The organism is Agathobaculum butyriciproducens (assembly GCA_003096535.1).
Taxonomy (GTDB): Bacteria; Bacillota; Clostridia; order Oscillospirales; family Butyricicoccaceae; genus Agathobaculum; species Agathobaculum butyriciproducens.
On the sequence record QEKJ01000010.1, the window covers coordinates 22,228 to 38,796 of the forward strand.

Consider the following 16,569-nt stretch of genomic DNA (forward strand, 5'->3'; position numbering starts at 1 on the left):
AATAAGCTTTTAGCGCAAGCGCCGTGTATGCGGCTCCATAGTGTGTGGAACAAGAGATCTCTTAGGAGATCTCTTTGTATTTTGTCCAATTATTTTGCGACAATTTAACTTTTATTGGTTTAATATTACCACAATGGGCATCGAATAGCAATGTTTTACAATGTGTATAAACTACAAAATATAAAAGACTGACTGATACCACATAAGTATATCAGTCAGTCTTTTTGTTTTCTTCATCAAAACGGCGGCGGAATATGCGAATGATGCGCAGTATGTCCTTCTGCTCGTCCAAAGTCATGGAGGACAACTGTGCGTCGATTTTCCGTTTGATCTCATTGGTTTCCGGTTGTTTCTGCGGGACTTCCTCGACCGAGCCGATCAGTTCATAAAACGATATGTCCAACGCAGTGGCGATACGGTTCAGCGTTTCAATCGTCGGATTGCGCAGACCGCGTTCGATTTGTCCCAAGTGTGCAGCGTTCAGATCGGCTTTGAAAGATAATTCTTCCAAGCTGATGCCCTGTGCGTTGCGGAAAGTCCGGATTCGTTTGCCGATTGCAGCCGAAATATCAGTCATTGGCAACACCTCTCATACCATCATAGAGGTAGTTGTTCCAATCGGCAAATTGATATATACACTGGTAAATAGTGATTGTTATATCATTTACAAATGAGGCTGGAAATGATATACTGTGCATAAGAAAGCAAAGGGGAGGGGATCGCGTGAAGTGTCCAAAGTGCGGTTCGGAAAATACGCAGTATGTGGCTGTTCATCATTCTGGCAGCAGCGGATCGTTTACAGATGCCTGCTGCGGTATGATGATTTTCGGGCCGATCGGCATATTGTGCGGCCTGTGCGGAGCAAGTCCGGGATTTACCGATGATTACTGGGTGTGCCATTCCTGCGGTAAAAAGTTTCAAGCGGGGACTGCGAAAGCAGCGGAAAAGGCTCGGCAGGAGAAAATTCAACAAGAACTTAATGCAAAAGCCAGGCGAAAAGCATTGCTGTCGGCAGCGAATCCAGTAATACTCCAGAATATCGACAACGAAGTGATAGAAGCTGAAAACCGCTATAAGGCTTTGAAAGCTCGCCTGAAAGCGGATAAGCAGGCATTTTTGCAAGAGTACCCGGCGTGTAAGGTACAGAATACATTCCGGATGATTGGGAGAGGAATCATCATTGCATTGATGGGCTTTATAGCATTTCTGGCTATTGATATGGACGAACTGATTACGATAATTATCTGGTTTCTTGCTGCAATGGTGATTGGAGTAATGTGCATGATGCCGCCGTATTACATAAAGCTATCACCAGCCTTAACCGAGTTAAACGAAGCAGTCGAAAATGCAAAGAAATATAAAGAGTATTTAGATAGACTGAAAAAGGCTCGTGATGAAGAAAACGGTGTATGAATGCTGATGGCAGTCGGCCATCGAGCAGGCTGTCATCAACGCGCAGATAGGAGCTTTTACTGGAAAGGCAGGAAGTTTCCGCTGTGTGCCCGTTGTACAGGTGTTCTGGTTGGATATATTCTCGCTGTGCCAGCGTATACGGTTTGCAGAAAGAACGTGAGCGTGTATGCCGTTTGCTGTATCCCACTGGTGATAGACGGTTTAACTCAGCTATGGGAGTGGCAGGTGTCTACCAATCGAAGAAGATTTGCAACAGGCGTTTTAGCGGGATATGGTATCTGCTCTATGGCGATAACGTTGCTGTTATTCGTAAAAAATTTAATGCTAAGGAGTTGGTAAAAGATGTTCTGTCCAAATTGCGGTACGGAAATTAAGGAGAAGAAAACATTTTGTCCGAAATGCGGCTCTCCGCTGGGCGTAGAGGCAGTTCAAGAGGACACAAAGACGGTGGAAGCTGCTGCAAGCACAGAAAACGTTCATGAGAATGTAATACCACCACAGGGAGCGCCAGTACCATCGAAAAAGGGCGGTAAAAAGAAGTTTATCATCGGCGGTATTGTGGCGGTTGTACTGATTTTGATTGCAGTGATGATTGGTACGTCTGGTGGTAATACAGGCTCGACCAGCACGGACACTTATATCGAAACCGTACAAAATGGCTATCTCGGCGAATTTACCGATATGACGGTGCAGGAATTGCTCAGCAGCTACTATGAAGATCAGCTGGGTTGCACAGCCGAGTGGGACGGCGGAGAGAACGATGATGGTCAGCAGATTGTTGAAGTAAAATATACAGATGAAACTGTGGGCGACACAACGATTCAGTTCAAAATGCTGGACGAGCAGGTGTTCAAAATTTCTGCTTTTCATGATCCCAATACAGAGATTGAAAAGGCAAGCGACCTTGCGGCAGAGTTAAACAGTCTATACTTTATGGCTTACACCACAAAGCATGAAACAGAACTCGACAGCGCAGAGAAGATGAAAGCCTTTATTGATGAGCTGGATCAAATCTCCGGTTCTGCGGTATTGTATGGCGCAGCGGCAAACTATACAGGTGATCGCGCACAGCTTTGTACACTGTTTGGTGAGGACGCATTGGAAACCTCGGTTCCGTGGGTACTGGATGCGTATGGCTATCTGGATATGAACGACTATGCACAGCAGGACACTGCTGATACGACAGCAGTAGAACTGGCATCGACTGCGGATATCTCATCGGCTGATTATATTTTCCCGAGTGACCGCCAGTATATCACTGAGTCCGATATGGCAGGCTGGGATCAAAAGACGGCTCTGCTGGCCCGCAACGAGATTTTTGCTCGTCACGGCTATGTATTCCAGACGCAGGAAATCCAGAATTACTTTGCGGCTAAATCGTGGTATACGCCAAATTCGTCCTATGATGGAAGCGATTTGAGTGATGTAGAAAAGGCGAATGTCGATACTATTTCTGCATATGAGCAGAAGATGGGCTGGGCCGAGCAGGATGTTTCGCCGACAAAGTTGGCGCAGGGTGCGGTCAGCAGCTATGTGGAGAGCCAAGGCGATTACTGTACCGGTTTCGACTATGTTAGACCATATGCAGAAAACGAATATCTGGTTTGTGCAAAGATTGGCGAGTATGAATGGGAAGCCGAATATATTGTAGAGGTCAACGGCTCTGACGCATGGGTAATCGGCCGTCTGGACGGCGGTGTGTTTAGACCGGTATAAAAGCCAAAAGCCCGAGCGGGAAACCGCTCGGGCTGACAGCAACGTGACAGCAATCACGATAAAAACAACCGAAACTGTATGTGCTATATGTACTCAAAAAACGGGATGATGAACTGAATAAGACGGAATAACACAGAAAAAGATGCAAAAAATCAAAACTTTGCTTTTCAAATCTCTCTGTCTCCGCCATGAAAGCTGCACTTTTTATTGCAAAAGTGCAGCTTTTCTGCGTTTATAGATAGAAGGCGTATGCCGATACCATCGTGTGCGGCTTTGACGGCAATACCTCCGCTATCTCCGCCATCAAGGACGGTTCTCTCGGCATGGATATCGCGCAGCTCGGTTACGACATGGGCTATAAGGCAGTGGAAGCTGCGGTAAAGGCTCTGGAAGGCGAACAGGTTGAGTCCTTTATTGATTCCGGTTCCAAGGTCGTTGACCCCACCAACTGCGATGAGTACATCGACGATATGAAGGCTAAGAGCCTGTGGGAGTAATTCACAGACCGGCTGCACGCTGTTAAGGCAACACCGCACAATTAAAGCGGCGGTGCTTTGCGGAAATTTTGTGTCCTGACTTTGTTGCAGTTTCACGGTAATACATCAAGTATTACCGCAAAACTGTGCCTCGTCAGTACGCAAAATTTACTCGCAAATCACTCTTGTTCAATTATGCGGTATTGCCTTAAATCTCTTTTCCTTTGGAAAAACGGTCGGGTCTGACGCTCCAACGTTCCCAATCGTACCGCCTCGGGACGGCGGTATTGCCCAAGGAAGATAATGCTGAAATGTACAGCGCACAGGACGAAGGTCCTGTGCGCTGTTTCGGTTCTTTGCTTGCAAAGCGGATATCAACAAAAGTATCCACAGCCTGTGGATACTTTTGCGGCTGCACATTATATTATAAAAAGGAATCAGCCGGCCGGCTGATTCCTTTTTGCTCAATATCCCGTTTTAAGCAGCTTTCGTGCAGCCGCAAACGCCCTTTCCTCGCCCTCGTCGCGCAGAATACGCAGCAGGGATTCCAGTGCGGCGGCGGTATCCGGATGGATGATATAGTGATCGACCGAGTGTGCATAGTAATCATACGGATCGCTGTCGCGGTAGGCAGCACCGCGATAGGTCTTGCTGGCGGCTACGCGGTCGCAGAACATCTCTATTACATATTGAATGGGCATTTTCATGCCGCACATACCGGAGCCGTCGGCGGCGTAGTCGATCCAGTACTCCAGATGATGCTTATTCCGGCCCTTATGATGCAGCCATGCCGCGCTGTAGCCCTTTTCGCGGCGTTCGATCTCGTTCGGGCTGCGGTTGCCCTGATAATATTTTGCACCGGCGGAAAACTCCACCGGACTGAACTTGCTCAAATCGTGCGTCAGTCCCTGCCAGTATAATCCAACGCGCCAGCAGTGCCGGAGCACCAGAAAACGATGGTGCTGCACCGTGCGCAGATGTGAAAGCCATTTCATGGCATGCGCCCTCCTTTTTCGGACTGATAGTATTCTACCATGCTGTGCGGAAAAAGAAAAGCAAAAACAATGTGCAATGTGCCCTCGGGAACTCGCGCTTTACGTTTTTCGCGTATTGTGATAAACTATAGCAGTTCAGACAGATACTGCAGCAGGTGCACGCATACAGCACGCAAATACCATTATCAGGTTCATTTGCCATGCGGCAGCATACCCGCGTAAAATTTCCGCGCTCTTTACGCGCTGTACACGCTGCTTTTGCTGCACTATTTATATGAATGGAAAAAGAAAATTCCGTGTATATGGGAAAATATATAGAATCGGATGAATTTGTTTACATACTATCGGGAGAAAAAGAGGAAACTATGAAGGCATACAAGCGGTTGATCGCCGGAACGGCGGCTGCGGTCATGCTGGCGCTGACATGCGGCGGCTGCGGTGCGGAAAAGGAGCCGGTGACGATCACAATCTGGAACTACTATAACGGTGAGCAGCTCGAAGCATTCAACCGGATGGTGCAGAATTTCAACGATACGGTCGGCAAAGAGCAGGGGATCACGGTGGAAAGCTCCAGTCAGGGCAGTGTAAATGATCTGGAGACTAACGTGCTGAACGCCGCGGAAGGCAAGGTCGGTGCGGAAGAGCTGCCGAATATCTTCTCCGGCTATGCGGATACCGCGTATGCGCTCGATCAGCAGGGCATGGTCGTGGACCTGAACGACTACCTGACCGAAAGCGAAAAAAGCGAGTACATCGAAGGCTATCTCACCGAGGGCGACTTTGACGGTGATGGCAGCATCAAGATTTTCCCGACCGCAAAGGCCACCGAGGTGCTCTATCTGAACGATACCGACTGGCAGGCGTTTTCGCAGGCGACCGGCACGACCTATGACGATCTTGCGACGGTTGAGGGATTGACCGCAGCAGCCGAGAAATACTATAACTGGACGGACGCGCAGACCGAAGCGCCGGATGACGGCCGTGCTCTGTTTGGCAGAGATGCGATGGCAAACTATCTGCTCATCGGTGCAAAGGAGCTTGGCTGCACGATTTTTGACGTGCAGAACGGCAAAATGACGCTTGATTTTGATAAAAATGTTATCCGTAAGCTGTGGGACAACTACTATGTGCCGTTTATCAAGGGCTATTTTGAGGCAACCGGCCATTTCCGCAGCGATGACATCAAAACCGGTACGATCCTGTCCTATGTCGGCTCCAGCTCGAGCGCGACCTTCTTTCCGGACAGCGTAATGACCAGTGATGACGACAGCCATTCGATCGAGCTGAAAGTGCTGCCGAATCCGCATTTTGCGGGCTGTGAACCGGTTTCGGTGCAGCAGGGTGCGGGCATGGTTGTAACCAAGGGCGATGAGGCAGAGATCAAGGCGAGCGTAACCTTCCTCAAGTATTTCACCGCACCGGAGAACAACATTCAGTTCTCGATCGGCTCAGGTTATCTGCCGGTCACCCAGGAAGCGAATAAAGAAGAAATGCTGGCTGACAGCGAGGTTGCTATGACACCCGAGGTCAAGTCCGTTCTGCAGATGGCGGTCAAGACGGTAAACGAGAATAAGCTGTACACCACCCGTGCCTTCGAGGGCAGCAAGAACGCGCGCAAGGTGCTGGAATACGCGATGAGTGATCTTGCTGTGGCAGACCGCGACACGGTGGAGCAGCGCATTGCAGCCGGGCAGAGCGCGGAGCAGGCCGAGGTGGAATTCCTGACAGATGCATATTTTGACAGCTGGTATCGGGATACGCTGGCGCAGCTTCAGGCATACGAAGGATAAGAGAAACAGCTCGAGAGATCAGGTTTGAACAGGCGGTGCGGTATGAAGGCTCGAAGTAAGCCAACAGAAAAACGGGAAAGATCGGTCTTTTCCACTATATTTATATCGGTACTGGTCATTCTGGCGGTCGAGGTCACACTGCTGATCGGCTCCATCGCGGTAAGCCGCGTGCCGCAGCAGCTGGACCGGAATGCGGAGGATATTTTAGCCAAACAGGTTGAGAACCGCAGCAGATATCTGGAGGATTTTCTCGTGCAGGCGCAGAATCTCGGCGATATGCCGAATCGGATCAACGAGAAGACCGAAGCGCTGCTGACCTCCGGTCAAATCTCAAAGGATACGCTGGGACAGAGCAGCGCTTCGAGCGAGCCGCTGCTTGAAGCGATTGCGGATGATTTGGTGACGCAGCTGCGCAGCTCGTCGGTGACGGGCGTATTCGTGGTGCTCAATACATGCGATCTGGATGCCCGCAAGACCAATGGGCGTCTGCCGGGCATTTATCTGCGCGATCTGGACCCGGATGCGGCGGCTTCCGAGCGCAACGAGGATCTGATGCTGTCGTTTGCACCGGCAGGAATCGTGAAGTCCATGCGTATTTCGACGGACTCCTGCTGGCAGCCCGCGCTGGACTATGAAGAGCTTGATGATTTTGTGTATCAGCCGTTCATGAACGCCTATCAGGACGGCGGCAAGCTGCTGATGGCGCAGTACGGCCGCTGGACGACCTCGCCGTATGTTTTGCCGAGAGACAAGCGGGAAGCAATCGCGTACGCGCAGCCGCTCATCCTGCCGGACGGCACGGTGTACGGCGTTGTCGGCGTGGAACTGCTGTGCAGCTATCTGGAGGAGCAGCTGCCGCTGACCGAGCTGCAGAATGACGGCACCGGCGCATACCTGCTCGCCGTAATGACTGATGAAAAGCCGGTCGGCAGCATTCCGCTGCAGCCGGTGACGTTTTCCACGCAGGATCGTTCGCTGAAAAGCGCGCAGAGCATTGTCATGCAGGACAGCAGTGCTGCCGGCACCATTGTCGTCAATAAGACAAAATACTTCGCCTGTGCGGAACCGCTGACGCTGTACGACCGCAACGCACCATTTTCGAATGAGCACTGGCTGCTGCTCGGCATTGTGCCCAACAGCACGCTGTATAAAATCTCCAACGATATGCAGAGTCTGCTGCTGGTAGCAGTCGTGCTGACGCTGGGTGTTGGTCTGGTATGCAGCTATCTGGTCAGCCGCGGACTGGCGCATCCGATCCGGCAGCTGTCCGACGAGGTAGCTGCTATACAGGATAAGAGAACGGAAATCCCAAAGCTCTCGCGCACCGGCATCCGCGAGATAGACGGCTTTTCCACCGCAATCACCCAGCTCAGTCAGGATATTCTGGATACCTCCACGAAATTCCTGCGTATTATGGACATGGCAAGTATTGAACTCGGCGGCTATGAAATCCGTGAGGATAGCGATAAAGTATTCGTGACCGACAACTTTTTCTCCATGCTCGGCATGCAGGACGCCAACCCGAATGATGTGACGCGGGAGCGGTTTGAGATGCTGATGGAGGAGCTGGTGCTGCAGAAGGAGAGCTTCAGTCTGCAGGATGGCGGCCGTGTGTTCACCATTCCGCAAAAGGACGGCAGCGAGCGGTTTGTCATGCTGCGCATCACCGGCGAGGACGAGGTGCAGGTCGGTCTGGTCGAGGATGTGACTGCAGCGACACTTGAGCGCCGCCGCATCGAGCATGAGCGCGATTACGATGTGCTGACCGGTCTGTACAACCGCCGTGCCTTTGATGCACGGGCGAAAAAACTGTTCCGTATGCCGGAAAAGCTGGGGCATGCTGCACTGCTGATGATGGATATGGATAACCTCAAGCATATCAACGACACATTCGGTCATGACTGGGGCGACCGATATATCAATCTGGCGGGTCAGTGCTTTGCACAGACGCTGCCCCAGAATACCATTTGCGCCCGTATGTCGGGAGATGAATTCATTGTGCTGTTCTATGGCTACGACAGACGGGACGAAATCCGTCAGGTGCTGAACAGGCTTTCCAAAGCAATGAAGGAGCGCACGGCGCTTCTGCCAAACGGCGACACCATGCGCATCAGCATTTCCGGCGGTATCGCGTGGTATCCGGAGAACGGCAGGGATCTGGCTACGCTTAAAAAGTATGCGGATTTTGCCATGTATCAGGTGAAGCATGAGTCCAAGGGCGAAATGGGTGAATTTGATATCGGCGCCTATAATCAGGAGGTCTACGCAGCACAGCTGCGCAGGGAATTTCTGCAGATGCTGCGTGAGAACAGCGCAGACTACCATTTCCAGCCGATTTTCTCGGCGCATACCGGCAGGGTGGCGGCGTATGAGGCGCTGATGCGTGTGAAAATGCAGCTTCTGAATTCGCCGCTGACCGTGATGAAACTGGCACGCGAGATGGACAAGCTGTACGAGGTTGAGCGGCTGACCGCCTTCAAGGCGACATCCACGTTTGTGATGATGCAGAACAGGGGGCAGCTGCATAGGAACACCAAACTGTTTCTCAACTCGATTGCCAGCAGCAGCCTGACGGATGAGGATGTTGCGGAATTTAAGGCGCAGTTTGCCGAGCTGCTGAATAATCTGGTCATCGAGATCACCGAGGAAGAGGAGATCGACCGCGAGGCGCTGGAGCGCAAGCGCAGAGCAATGGGCGATCAGGGCGCGCTCGCGCTGGATGACTGGGGCAGCGGCTACAGCAACAGCAACAGTCTGCTCGAGCTGTCGCCGGACTATATCAAGGTGGATATCACCATTATCTGCGATATTGATACCGATGCGGATAAGCAGCAGCTGGTCAAGGATATTGTGGAATACGCACACGGGCGCGGCATGAAGATCGTTGCCGAGGGCATCGAGACCGAAGCCGAGCTGCGCAAGGTTATTGAACTGGGCGTTGATCTGCTGCAGGGATATTTTCTGGCGAAGCCGGCGGCGTCTCCGAGTGAGATCGCGCCGCAGGCGCTGAGCGTGATTCGGTGGATGAATCGGTGAGCGAGAGAAGCTGCGGTTTCTATCCGCAATGCCCGATGATGCAACCGGAACGAAAAAATCTTTACAATATGAAAAGTTTCCTCTTGACAAAAGAGCCGATATAGGATAGAATAATCACGTTCGATGTAAAGGTAAAACACTTTACACTTCGCAGGGAGGATCACCATGAAGGCAACACCGCTTGAAATGAGCCTGCTGTTTGACTTCTACGGCGAGACCCTCACCGAGAAGCAGCGCGAGCTGTTTGATCTGTATTACAATGAAGATCTTTCGCTTTCCGAGATCGCCGAGCACGCCGGCATCACCCGTCAGGGTGTGCGCGACAGCATCAAGCGAGCGGAGCACGCCCTTCATGAGATGGAGGACAAGCTCGGTCTGGTGGCCCGATACGGCGACACCGAGCGGTGCGCAGAGGAACTTCAGCACGAGGTTGAGCAGCTGCATGAATTGAACGCCGCACAACTGCACAGTGCCGAGGCGGACGAGATCGTTTCCCGCATGACGGCACTGCTCGAACAGCTCAGGCAGGAGGCTTAACATGGCATTTGAAGGGCTTACCGAAAAAATTTCATCTGCTTTTAAGCACCTGCGCAGCAAGGGAAGGCTGACCGAGTCCGATATCAAGGACGCAATGAAGGAAATCCGCATGGCACTGCTCGAGGCGGACGTCAACTTCAAGGTCGCAAAGGACTTCATCAAGACTGTTACCGAAAAGGCAACGGACGCGGAGATCCTCGAAAGCCTGTCTCCGACCCAGCAGGTCATCAAGATCGTAAACGAGGAGCTGGTTTCGCTCTTGGGCGGCCAGACCACTCGTTTGACCATATCGCCGAACCCGCCCACCATCGTGATGATGGCCGGTCTGCAGGGCGCCGGCAAAACCACCAACTGCGCAAAGCTGGCCGCTCTGCTTCGCAAGCAGCAGCAGCGCCGACCGCTGCTCGTAGCCTGTGACGTTTACCGTCCGGCGGCTATCGAACAGTTAAAGGTAGTTGGCAAGCAGCTTAACATCCCCGTTTTTGACGAAGGTCAGGGCGATCCGGTCGAGATCGCAAAGCACGGCATCGACTTTGCCCGTAAGAACGGTTATGATCTGGTTTTCCTCGATACCGCAGGCCGCCTGCACATCGACGAAAAGCTGATGGACGAGCTGAAAAACATCAAAGCAACGGTCAAGCCCACCGAGATCATCCTTGTGGTGGACGCAATGACCGGTCAGGACGCCGTAACGGTCGCACAGACCTTTGACGAGGCTCTCGGCATCGACGGTGTGCTCATGAGCAAGATGGACGGCGACGCACGCGGCGGTGCAGCGCTTTCGGTCAAGGCCGTTACCGGCAAGCCGATCAAGTTCATCGGCACGGGCGAGAAGCTCGGCGATATCGAGCCGTTCCACCCGGACCGTATGGCAAGCCGCATCCTCGGCATGGGCGATGTGCTGACGCTGATCGAAAAGGCGCAGGAGTCCTTCGATCAGAAGCAGGCAGCCGAAACCGCCAAGAAGATGATGGCCGGCAAGCTGACGCTGACCGATTTTTACGATCAGCTGCAGAAAATGAAAAACATGGGCTCGATGGAGGAAATGCTCGGCATGCTGCCGGGTGTGGACGCAAAAGCCCTCGCCGGTGCAAAGATCGACGAAAAGCAGATGGCGCATACCGAAGCCATCATCCAGTCTATGACCCCGAAGGAGAGAGATAATCCCTCCATCATCAACTACTCCCGCAAGAAGCGCATTGCAAACGGCTGCGGACTGTCGGTCGAGCAGGTCAACAAGCTGCTCAAGCAGTTTGAAGCCATGCAGAAGATGACCAAGCAGCTTACCAGCATGGCACGCAGCAAGGGCAAAAAGCGCCGCGGCTTCCCGGGACTGGGCAACTTCAAGCTGCCGTTTTAATCGCTATTCGTTTGTAAAGTAAATTTACAATAGATAAATTTCTATAACAGGAGGTGAAATTTCAATGGTAAAGATCAGACTGCGTCGCATGGGCGCTAAGAAGACTCCGTTCTACCGCATCGTTGTCGCTGATTCCCGTTACCCGCGTGACGGTCGTTTCATCGAGGAGATCGGCACTTACAATCCGCTGGCAGAGCCGGCTGTTGTCAACGTAAACGCTGACCGCGCTCAGGAGTGGATCAAGAACGGCGCTCAGCCGACCGATACCGTTCGCGGTATCCTGAAGAAGGCCGGTGTGCTGAATTGAGTGAGGTCGTCGAAATGAAAGAGTTACTGACTTATATAGTCGAAAATCTGGTTTCCGATCCGGCTGCGATTGCCATTACTGAGGAGATCGACGGCGATAACATTACCTACTCGCTGCGTGTAGCACCGGGAGATATGGGTCGCGTTATCGGTCGCCACGGCCGCATCGCAAAGGAAATCCGCACACTCATGAAAGCGGCAGGCAATCGCGAGAACAAGCGCGTCACAGTTGATATTCTCGACTGAGCCTGCGCGGATCGCGCCGAAGTGTTAATCACTTCAACTTGAATGAAGAGCCGGTGCCGTCAGGCGCTGGCTTTTTCCGAAAATCGCCGCAGCGCGGCGATTTTTTGTTTTTATCTGCACCGATCCAGCGGGGGGTACGAACTGCGTAAGCGTGTTCGTCCCTAACAGGCGGGGTGTTTTTCGCTGAACCTCAGCGGGGAGTGGCGCCGCCTGCGGGCGGCGAGGACGCTGCGGCTGCGCGCCGCGGGCGCACAAGAGGGTAGACAACCTGCGGTTTTCCACCCTCTTGTGAATCTCCCCTTTTCCCTTAGAGGGCACGGCGAAATTTGCAGAGTCGAGACTTGCAAAGGAGCGGCAGAGGATTTTTCCTTCCGTGTCTTTCTCAACCGTTTTGCAGTGCCAGATACCGGACTGCTACACAGGCGGGTTAATCAGCGCTGGGTGCGGCATAACAGTGCCGCACAAACTCTTAACGTGTTGTGTTGGAAGGCACCTACGCAGTTCAGTGGTGGTGAATGCCTAAATTCGCAGGTGCCGTGCGTAGTAACGGGCTAAAGAATTGCGCGCCCCGTCCGCAGACGGTGAAATCCCCGACAGATAAACGAATCACCATCAATATCAAACATCGCAGGAATAAAAACGCTCACAGGCAGGAGGAAAGAACGAATATGCCGAAGAAATTTTTAGAGGCCGGCAAGATCGTCGGCACGCACGGCGTGCGCGGCGACTTGAAGGTGCAGAGCTGGTGCGACAGCCCTGAGGTGCTGTGTGACTTTGACACGCTCTATTTGGACGAAAAAACGCCTGTGACCGTCGAAAAGGCGCAGGTTCACAAGAATGTTGTGCTTATGCACATCAAGGGCATTGACACGGTCGAAGCCGCCGAGGCGATGCGAAACAAGGTGCTCCACCTCGACCGCGAGGACGTAGAGCTGCCCGAGGATCTCGTGTTCATTCAGGATATTCTGGGCTTCAAGGTGTTCGATCTGCGCGTTGACCGCGTAATCGGCCGCATCCGTGACGTACTGACCAGTAATCCGGCGCACGATATGTACGAGATTGCCGGTGAGGACGGACGTCTGATCTACATTCCGGCCATCAAGCCGTTCCTCAAGGAGATCGACATGGAAGCCGGCGTGATCTACGTTGAGAGCATCGAGGGCCTGATCGAATGAAAATCGACATTATGACGCTGTTTCCGGAGATGATCGACGCGGTTATGCGCGAAAGCATTATCGGACGCGCCCAGGACAAGGGTGTTGTCGAGGTCAAGGCAACCAACATCCGCGATTATGCGCTCGACAAGCACCACAAGGCAGATGACGCGCCCTACGGCGGTGGACGCGGACAGGTCATGCTGGCTGAGCCGCTGTATCTGTGCCATCAGGCGCTGAGTGCCGGCGAACATGTGCACACGGTGTTCCTCTCTGCACAGGGACAGCCGTTTAACCAGCAGAAAGCGCGTGAGCTGCTCGCAAAGGAGCACTTTATTCTGGTCTGCGGCCATTATGAGGGCATTGACCAGCGCTTTATTGACGAGTGCGTGGACGAGGAGATCTCCATCGGCGACTTTGTGCTGACCGGCGGGGAAATTCCTGCGATGGCTGTCGCGGACGCGGTATGCCGCATGGTGCCGGGCGTTCTGCCGGACGAGGAAGCGTTCACGGCGGAAAGCCACTGGGATGGTCTGCTCGAGCATCCGCAGTACACCCGCCCGGAAAACTGGCGCGGCAGGGAAGTACCGGAGGTGCTGCTCTCCGGTCACCATGCAAACATCGAAGCATGGAGACGCGAAATGAGCCTGCGCCGCACGAAAAAGGATCGGCCTGACCTGTTTGCGCAGTTTGAGCCGCAGGATAAGCGGGATAAAAAGATTCTCGATAAAATTCACAGCGATGAGCGGTAAAAAGAACCCTTCGGGGTTCTTTTTTGTTGTGCAAACGCGAAAAGAGAGCCTGCTTACACAGACTCTCTTTCCGGACAGCTCCAAAAGGAAAATTATGCGTTTGTATCATTGGACTGCTCGAGTGCGGCCTGTTCGTCCGCAAGAGCAGCTTCGCGCTTTTTCTCCAGACGCGAGCCGATAAAGTAGCCGACAGCGGCCACAACGACCGCCCAGACGGTTGTGCTCGGGGATTTCGCCAGAATATCGCCCAGACCGGTACCCTGCATCTTCTCACCGAGAATACCGACCAGTCCGCACAGGATATAGCCGACAGCGGCGCCCAGACAGGTCAGCTGGAACACATGGCGCTTCATGCCGAAGATCTTCACATCGGCAGGATCAATATCTTCTTCTTCCTCTTCTGGTTCCGCGTCGAGGATGGCGGGTGCATTTTCATCCTGCGCAGCGGGCGGGGTATCTTCGGCTGCGGCAGGCAGGGTTTCCTGCTTCTGCACATCGGAAACCGCCTGTTCTTCGTCCAGCGGCTGCTGGTTTTCGCTCATAGCGAGCACTTCCTCTCTTTTCCGGAGAAACGGCGATGGGTCACATCATATTGTTATTGCGCGTGCTCTCGGACGGAATGATGATCGCGGCGATAATATACGCCAGGATACCCGAACCGCCGAGGAAGCATACAAGTGCCCATGCCAGACGGATCAAAGTCGGGTCGAGATCAAAATATTCCGCGATGCCGGCACAGACACCGCACAGCATGCGGTTGGATTCACTGCGATACAATTTCTTGCCATTCATCGTAAAGTCTCCTTTTCTTTTATCATACGTTGTTTTGCGGGTTTCGTCAAGTTACAGTTCAGACAGGGGTATCAGCGTTCGCGGATGCGACCTGAGAAAGCAGGCTGATCTGGCCGGAGCCGGACACTCTGGCTTGCAGATCGTGTGGAACGTGCTCGGCGCGGTTATCGTATTGTGCAGTGCCGTTTCCGAGTTCGTCCATCTGAACCAGCGGTGTGCCGTTCATTATGACTGTACCCCAGTTGGTAGTGGCCTGGATATGATACTGGCCTGCCGACTCGGGCAGGGTTGCGGATAAGCGGCCGTCGGTTGCATCCAGCGTGATTCTGTGACCATACAGTTCATCGGCGGTGAGCGTACCATTTCCGGCAGACAGCTCGATATTCTGCGCGGATAGACGGTCGCGGATAGTCACATTTGCCTGCTGTCCACAGGAAATGCGGATTTGCAGATAGTTTCCGTCACGGGGCAGGGTAATCGTTGCCGGTTCATCGTTTGCCCAGAGCGAAGCAGTCCAGTGTGTACCGTTTATCTGCGTATCTGCGAAATTAGCGCTTGCACTGACGGCAAAGTCCGAACCGTTCTCGATAGTAAATTCTCCGCCATTAAGCGTCAAGTCGATGTAATCGATTTGATCGACCGACTGGATAGGCATATTGCCGTGCTCGATGGCATTTCGGCGGGTTTCGAGGTAATCCTGCACCCAGTCAGTGTCAAAATCGCTGTCATCATCTTCATCGGCGGTGACAATGTGGTCGCTGATGTTCACAAACTTATCGGAAAAATTTTGTGCGGCATCGCTGAACGGGTGCAGCGCACCATTATAGTACACGCTGTAAAACTGTCCGCCGAGCACATGACCGACCGTTGTCAGTCCGAGTCCAAGCACCAGCACGGCAGCGCAGGCAATAATGAGCTTTTTCATACATTTCCACCTCCTGTACGGCGGCATCTGTTGCGAATCCAGTTAAACGGCGCACGCAGCACGGCGACAAAGGCGCGGAACACCGGCGGCACAAACAGAATGCTCAGCTTGATGGACAGCAGTCCGAGCAGGATACCGGCGGCAAAGGCAGCCAGTCCGTTGCCGAGTGTGACGAGCGCGTTCGCCGGTGTCGCCCACAGTGTGCAGGACAGCAGGGCAATCACGGCTCCGCCGCAAATCAGCGCAAGCGGAATGCCGTACAGAATGAGCAGTACAGCGAAAATCACCGCGAGCACGGTCACAACGATCGCCAGAAGCACGCCAAGCACGGTTGCACCTGCGCCGAATACGAGTGGCAATCCGATCGGGATGGCGAGCAGCACCAGCACAATCAGCAGCAGCGGACTGATACCGCGCCAGCGGCGCTTCTCTTTTATCGGCTGTGCATGCGGTACAGCGGTCAGTTCGCGGTAGTCCGCCAGGATCTGCGCCGCAACTTTTGCCGGCTCGCCGAGTTCCTCGATGGCCTTCGCCTCGTTTTCCGGGCCTGCGTCATCAAAATATTCTTCGTAATAGCGCAGAGCGTTCGCGCGTTCCTCCTCCGGCAAAACCGAAAGCGCACGCCGCAGCGCTGTCATGTAATCTGCTCTGTTCATTCGTTCACCCCTCCAAAAAAGATCGTGTCGATCCCGCTGCGGTAGTTCTGCCAGTCGATGCGGTGCTGCCGCAGAGCGGCTCTGCCGTGCTCGGTGATCTGGTAGTAGCGTCGGTTGCGGCCCGCATAGGCTTGATCGTAGGTGGTCAGGCAGCCATCCTTCATCAGCCGCCGAAGTACCGGATACAGCGTAGATTCGGAAATATCCAGTACCTTTTGTACGTCCTGCGTGATACGGTAGCCGTAGGTGCTCTCTCGCTCGACTACGGCAAGCACGATGCCGTCCAGCAGGGAGGACGAGATGGGATAGGACATATGGAATCCTCCTCTCCTGTGTTTCTAATAATATTATATGGAATATAATATAGTCCGTCAACAGGTATATCAAAAATAACTATGAAGGAATTGTAAATTTT

The 16,569-nt window shown here is 53.1% G+C and carries 19 protein-coding genes; 12 read left to right on the plus strand and 7 right to left on the minus strand.

All coding sequences use genetic code 11. From position 1 onward, the window contains the following. Positions 1–211 precede the first annotated feature (211 nt). The gene (locus tag C7386_RS08505; RefSeq protein WP_110435972.1) at positions 212–577 is read right to left on the minus strand and encodes a helix-turn-helix domain-containing protein; all 366 of its coding nucleotides are present in this window, start codon (positions 575–577) and stop codon (positions 212–214) included. Between the two features lie 146 nt (positions 578–723). On the opposite strand from C7386_RS08505, the gene C7386_RS08510 reads away from it, so the two are divergent. The 4 genes from C7386_RS08510 to C7386_RS08525 all read left to right on the plus strand — a co-directional run bounded on the left by C7386_RS08510 (position 724) and on the right by C7386_RS08525 (position 3,626). Beyond that, entirely contained in the window at positions 724–1,413 is a 690-nt protein-coding gene (locus tag C7386_RS08510; RefSeq protein ID WP_110435973.1) for a hypothetical protein, read from the plus strand. 6 nt (positions 1,414–1,419) lie between these two features. Then, positions 1,420–1,752 (plus strand): DUF2085 domain-containing protein, encoded by a 333-nt coding sequence (locus C7386_RS13915; RefSeq protein ID WP_367575343.1) that lies wholly within the window; start codon positions 1,420–1,422, stop codon positions 1,750–1,752. Positions 1,753–1,755: 3 nt separating this feature from the next. Beyond that, positions 1,756–3,129: a YARHG domain-containing protein gene (locus tag C7386_RS08520; protein WP_110437177.1), complete on the plus strand. Its 1,374-nt coding sequence runs from the start codon at positions 1,756–1,758 to the stop codon at positions 3,127–3,129. A gap of 263 nt (positions 3,130–3,392) precedes the next feature. Beyond that, positions 3,393–3,626 (plus strand): sugar ABC transporter substrate-binding protein, encoded by a 234-nt coding sequence (locus C7386_RS08525; protein ID WP_165815514.1) that lies wholly within the window; start codon positions 3,393–3,395, stop codon positions 3,624–3,626. A gap of 443 nt (positions 3,627–4,069) precedes the next feature. Here the strand turns inward: C7386_RS08525 and C7386_RS08530 are convergent, their stop codons facing one another. After that, complete coding sequence (locus tag C7386_RS08530) at positions 4,070–4,600, minus strand: DUF5662 family protein (protein ID WP_110435976.1); 531 nt, start codon at positions 4,598–4,600, stop codon at positions 4,070–4,072. A 365-nt stretch (positions 4,601–4,965) separates the two neighbouring features. Here C7386_RS08530 and C7386_RS08535 point away from each other — a divergent pair, with 365 nt between their 5' ends. The 8 genes from C7386_RS08535 to trmD all read left to right on the plus strand — a co-directional run bounded on the left by C7386_RS08535 (position 4,966) and on the right by trmD (position 13,781). After that, a complete protein-coding gene (locus tag C7386_RS08535) occupies positions 4,966–6,390 on the plus strand; it encodes an extracellular solute-binding protein (protein ID WP_116705290.1) in 1,425 nt (474 codons plus the stop codon). Between the two features lie 42 nt (positions 6,391–6,432). Further along, on the plus strand, positions 6,433–9,426 hold the full coding sequence (locus C7386_RS08540) for an EAL domain-containing protein (RefSeq protein ID WP_116705291.1): 2,994 nt from the start codon (positions 6,433–6,435) through the stop codon (positions 9,424–9,426). Positions 9,427–9,591: 165 nt separating this feature from the next. Next, positions 9,592–9,963, plus strand: coding sequence for a YlxM family DNA-binding protein (gene ylxM, locus C7386_RS08545; protein WP_110435979.1), 372 nt, complete (start codon positions 9,592–9,594; stop codon positions 9,961–9,963). A gap of 1 nt (position 9,964) precedes the next feature. Next, positions 9,965–11,323, plus strand: coding sequence for a signal recognition particle protein (gene ffh, locus C7386_RS08550; RefSeq protein ID WP_110435980.1), 1,359 nt, complete (start codon positions 9,965–9,967; stop codon positions 11,321–11,323). 64 nt (positions 11,324–11,387) lie between these two features. Further along, entirely contained in the window at positions 11,388–11,630 is a 243-nt protein-coding gene (rpsP, locus tag C7386_RS08555; protein WP_110435981.1) for a 30S ribosomal protein S16, read from the plus strand. Positions 11,631–11,644: 14 nt separating this feature from the next. Further along, positions 11,645–11,875: a KH domain-containing protein gene (locus C7386_RS08560; protein WP_110435982.1), complete on the plus strand. Its 231-nt coding sequence runs from the start codon at positions 11,645–11,647 to the stop codon at positions 11,873–11,875. A gap of 668 nt (positions 11,876–12,543) precedes the next feature. Further along, positions 12,544–13,050 (plus strand): ribosome maturation factor RimM, encoded by a 507-nt coding sequence (gene rimM / locus C7386_RS08565; protein WP_116705292.1) that lies wholly within the window; start codon positions 12,544–12,546, stop codon positions 13,048–13,050. Continuing rightward, on the plus strand, positions 13,047–13,781 hold the full coding sequence (gene trmD / locus C7386_RS08570) for a tRNA (guanosine(37)-N1)-methyltransferase TrmD (protein ID WP_116705293.1): 735 nt from the start codon (positions 13,047–13,049) through the stop codon (positions 13,779–13,781). Before rimM ends, trmD begins: the two co-directional genes overlap by 4 nt. Before the next feature lie 92 nt (positions 13,782–13,873). On the opposite strand, the gene C7386_RS08575 is transcribed toward trmD, so the two are convergent. From C7386_RS08575 to C7386_RS08595, 5 genes are read right to left on the minus strand one after another with little or no spacing between them, the layout of a single operon-like run. Beyond that, positions 13,874–14,323: a hypothetical protein gene (locus tag C7386_RS08575; RefSeq protein WP_116705294.1), complete on the minus strand. Its 450-nt coding sequence runs from the start codon at positions 14,321–14,323 to the stop codon at positions 13,874–13,876. A gap of 40 nt (positions 14,324–14,363) precedes the next feature. Then, positions 14,364–14,573, minus strand: coding sequence for a PspC domain-containing protein (locus tag C7386_RS08580; RefSeq protein ID WP_110435986.1), 210 nt, complete (start codon positions 14,571–14,573; stop codon positions 14,364–14,366). Positions 14,574–14,631: 58 nt separating this feature from the next. Next, positions 14,632–15,498, minus strand: coding sequence for a DUF4097 family beta strand repeat-containing protein (locus C7386_RS08585; protein WP_116705295.1), 867 nt, complete (start codon positions 15,496–15,498; stop codon positions 14,632–14,634). Next, positions 15,495–16,154, minus strand: coding sequence for a DUF1700 domain-containing protein (locus C7386_RS08590; protein WP_116705296.1), 660 nt, complete (start codon positions 16,152–16,154; stop codon positions 15,495–15,497). The genes C7386_RS08585 and C7386_RS08590 overlap by 4 nt, the downstream gene beginning before the upstream one ends. After that, complete coding sequence (locus C7386_RS08595) at positions 16,151–16,468, minus strand: PadR family transcriptional regulator (RefSeq protein ID WP_110435989.1); 318 nt, start codon at positions 16,466–16,468, stop codon at positions 16,151–16,153. Before C7386_RS08595 ends, C7386_RS08590 begins: the two co-directional genes overlap by 4 nt. Positions 16,469–16,569 lie beyond the last annotated feature (101 nt).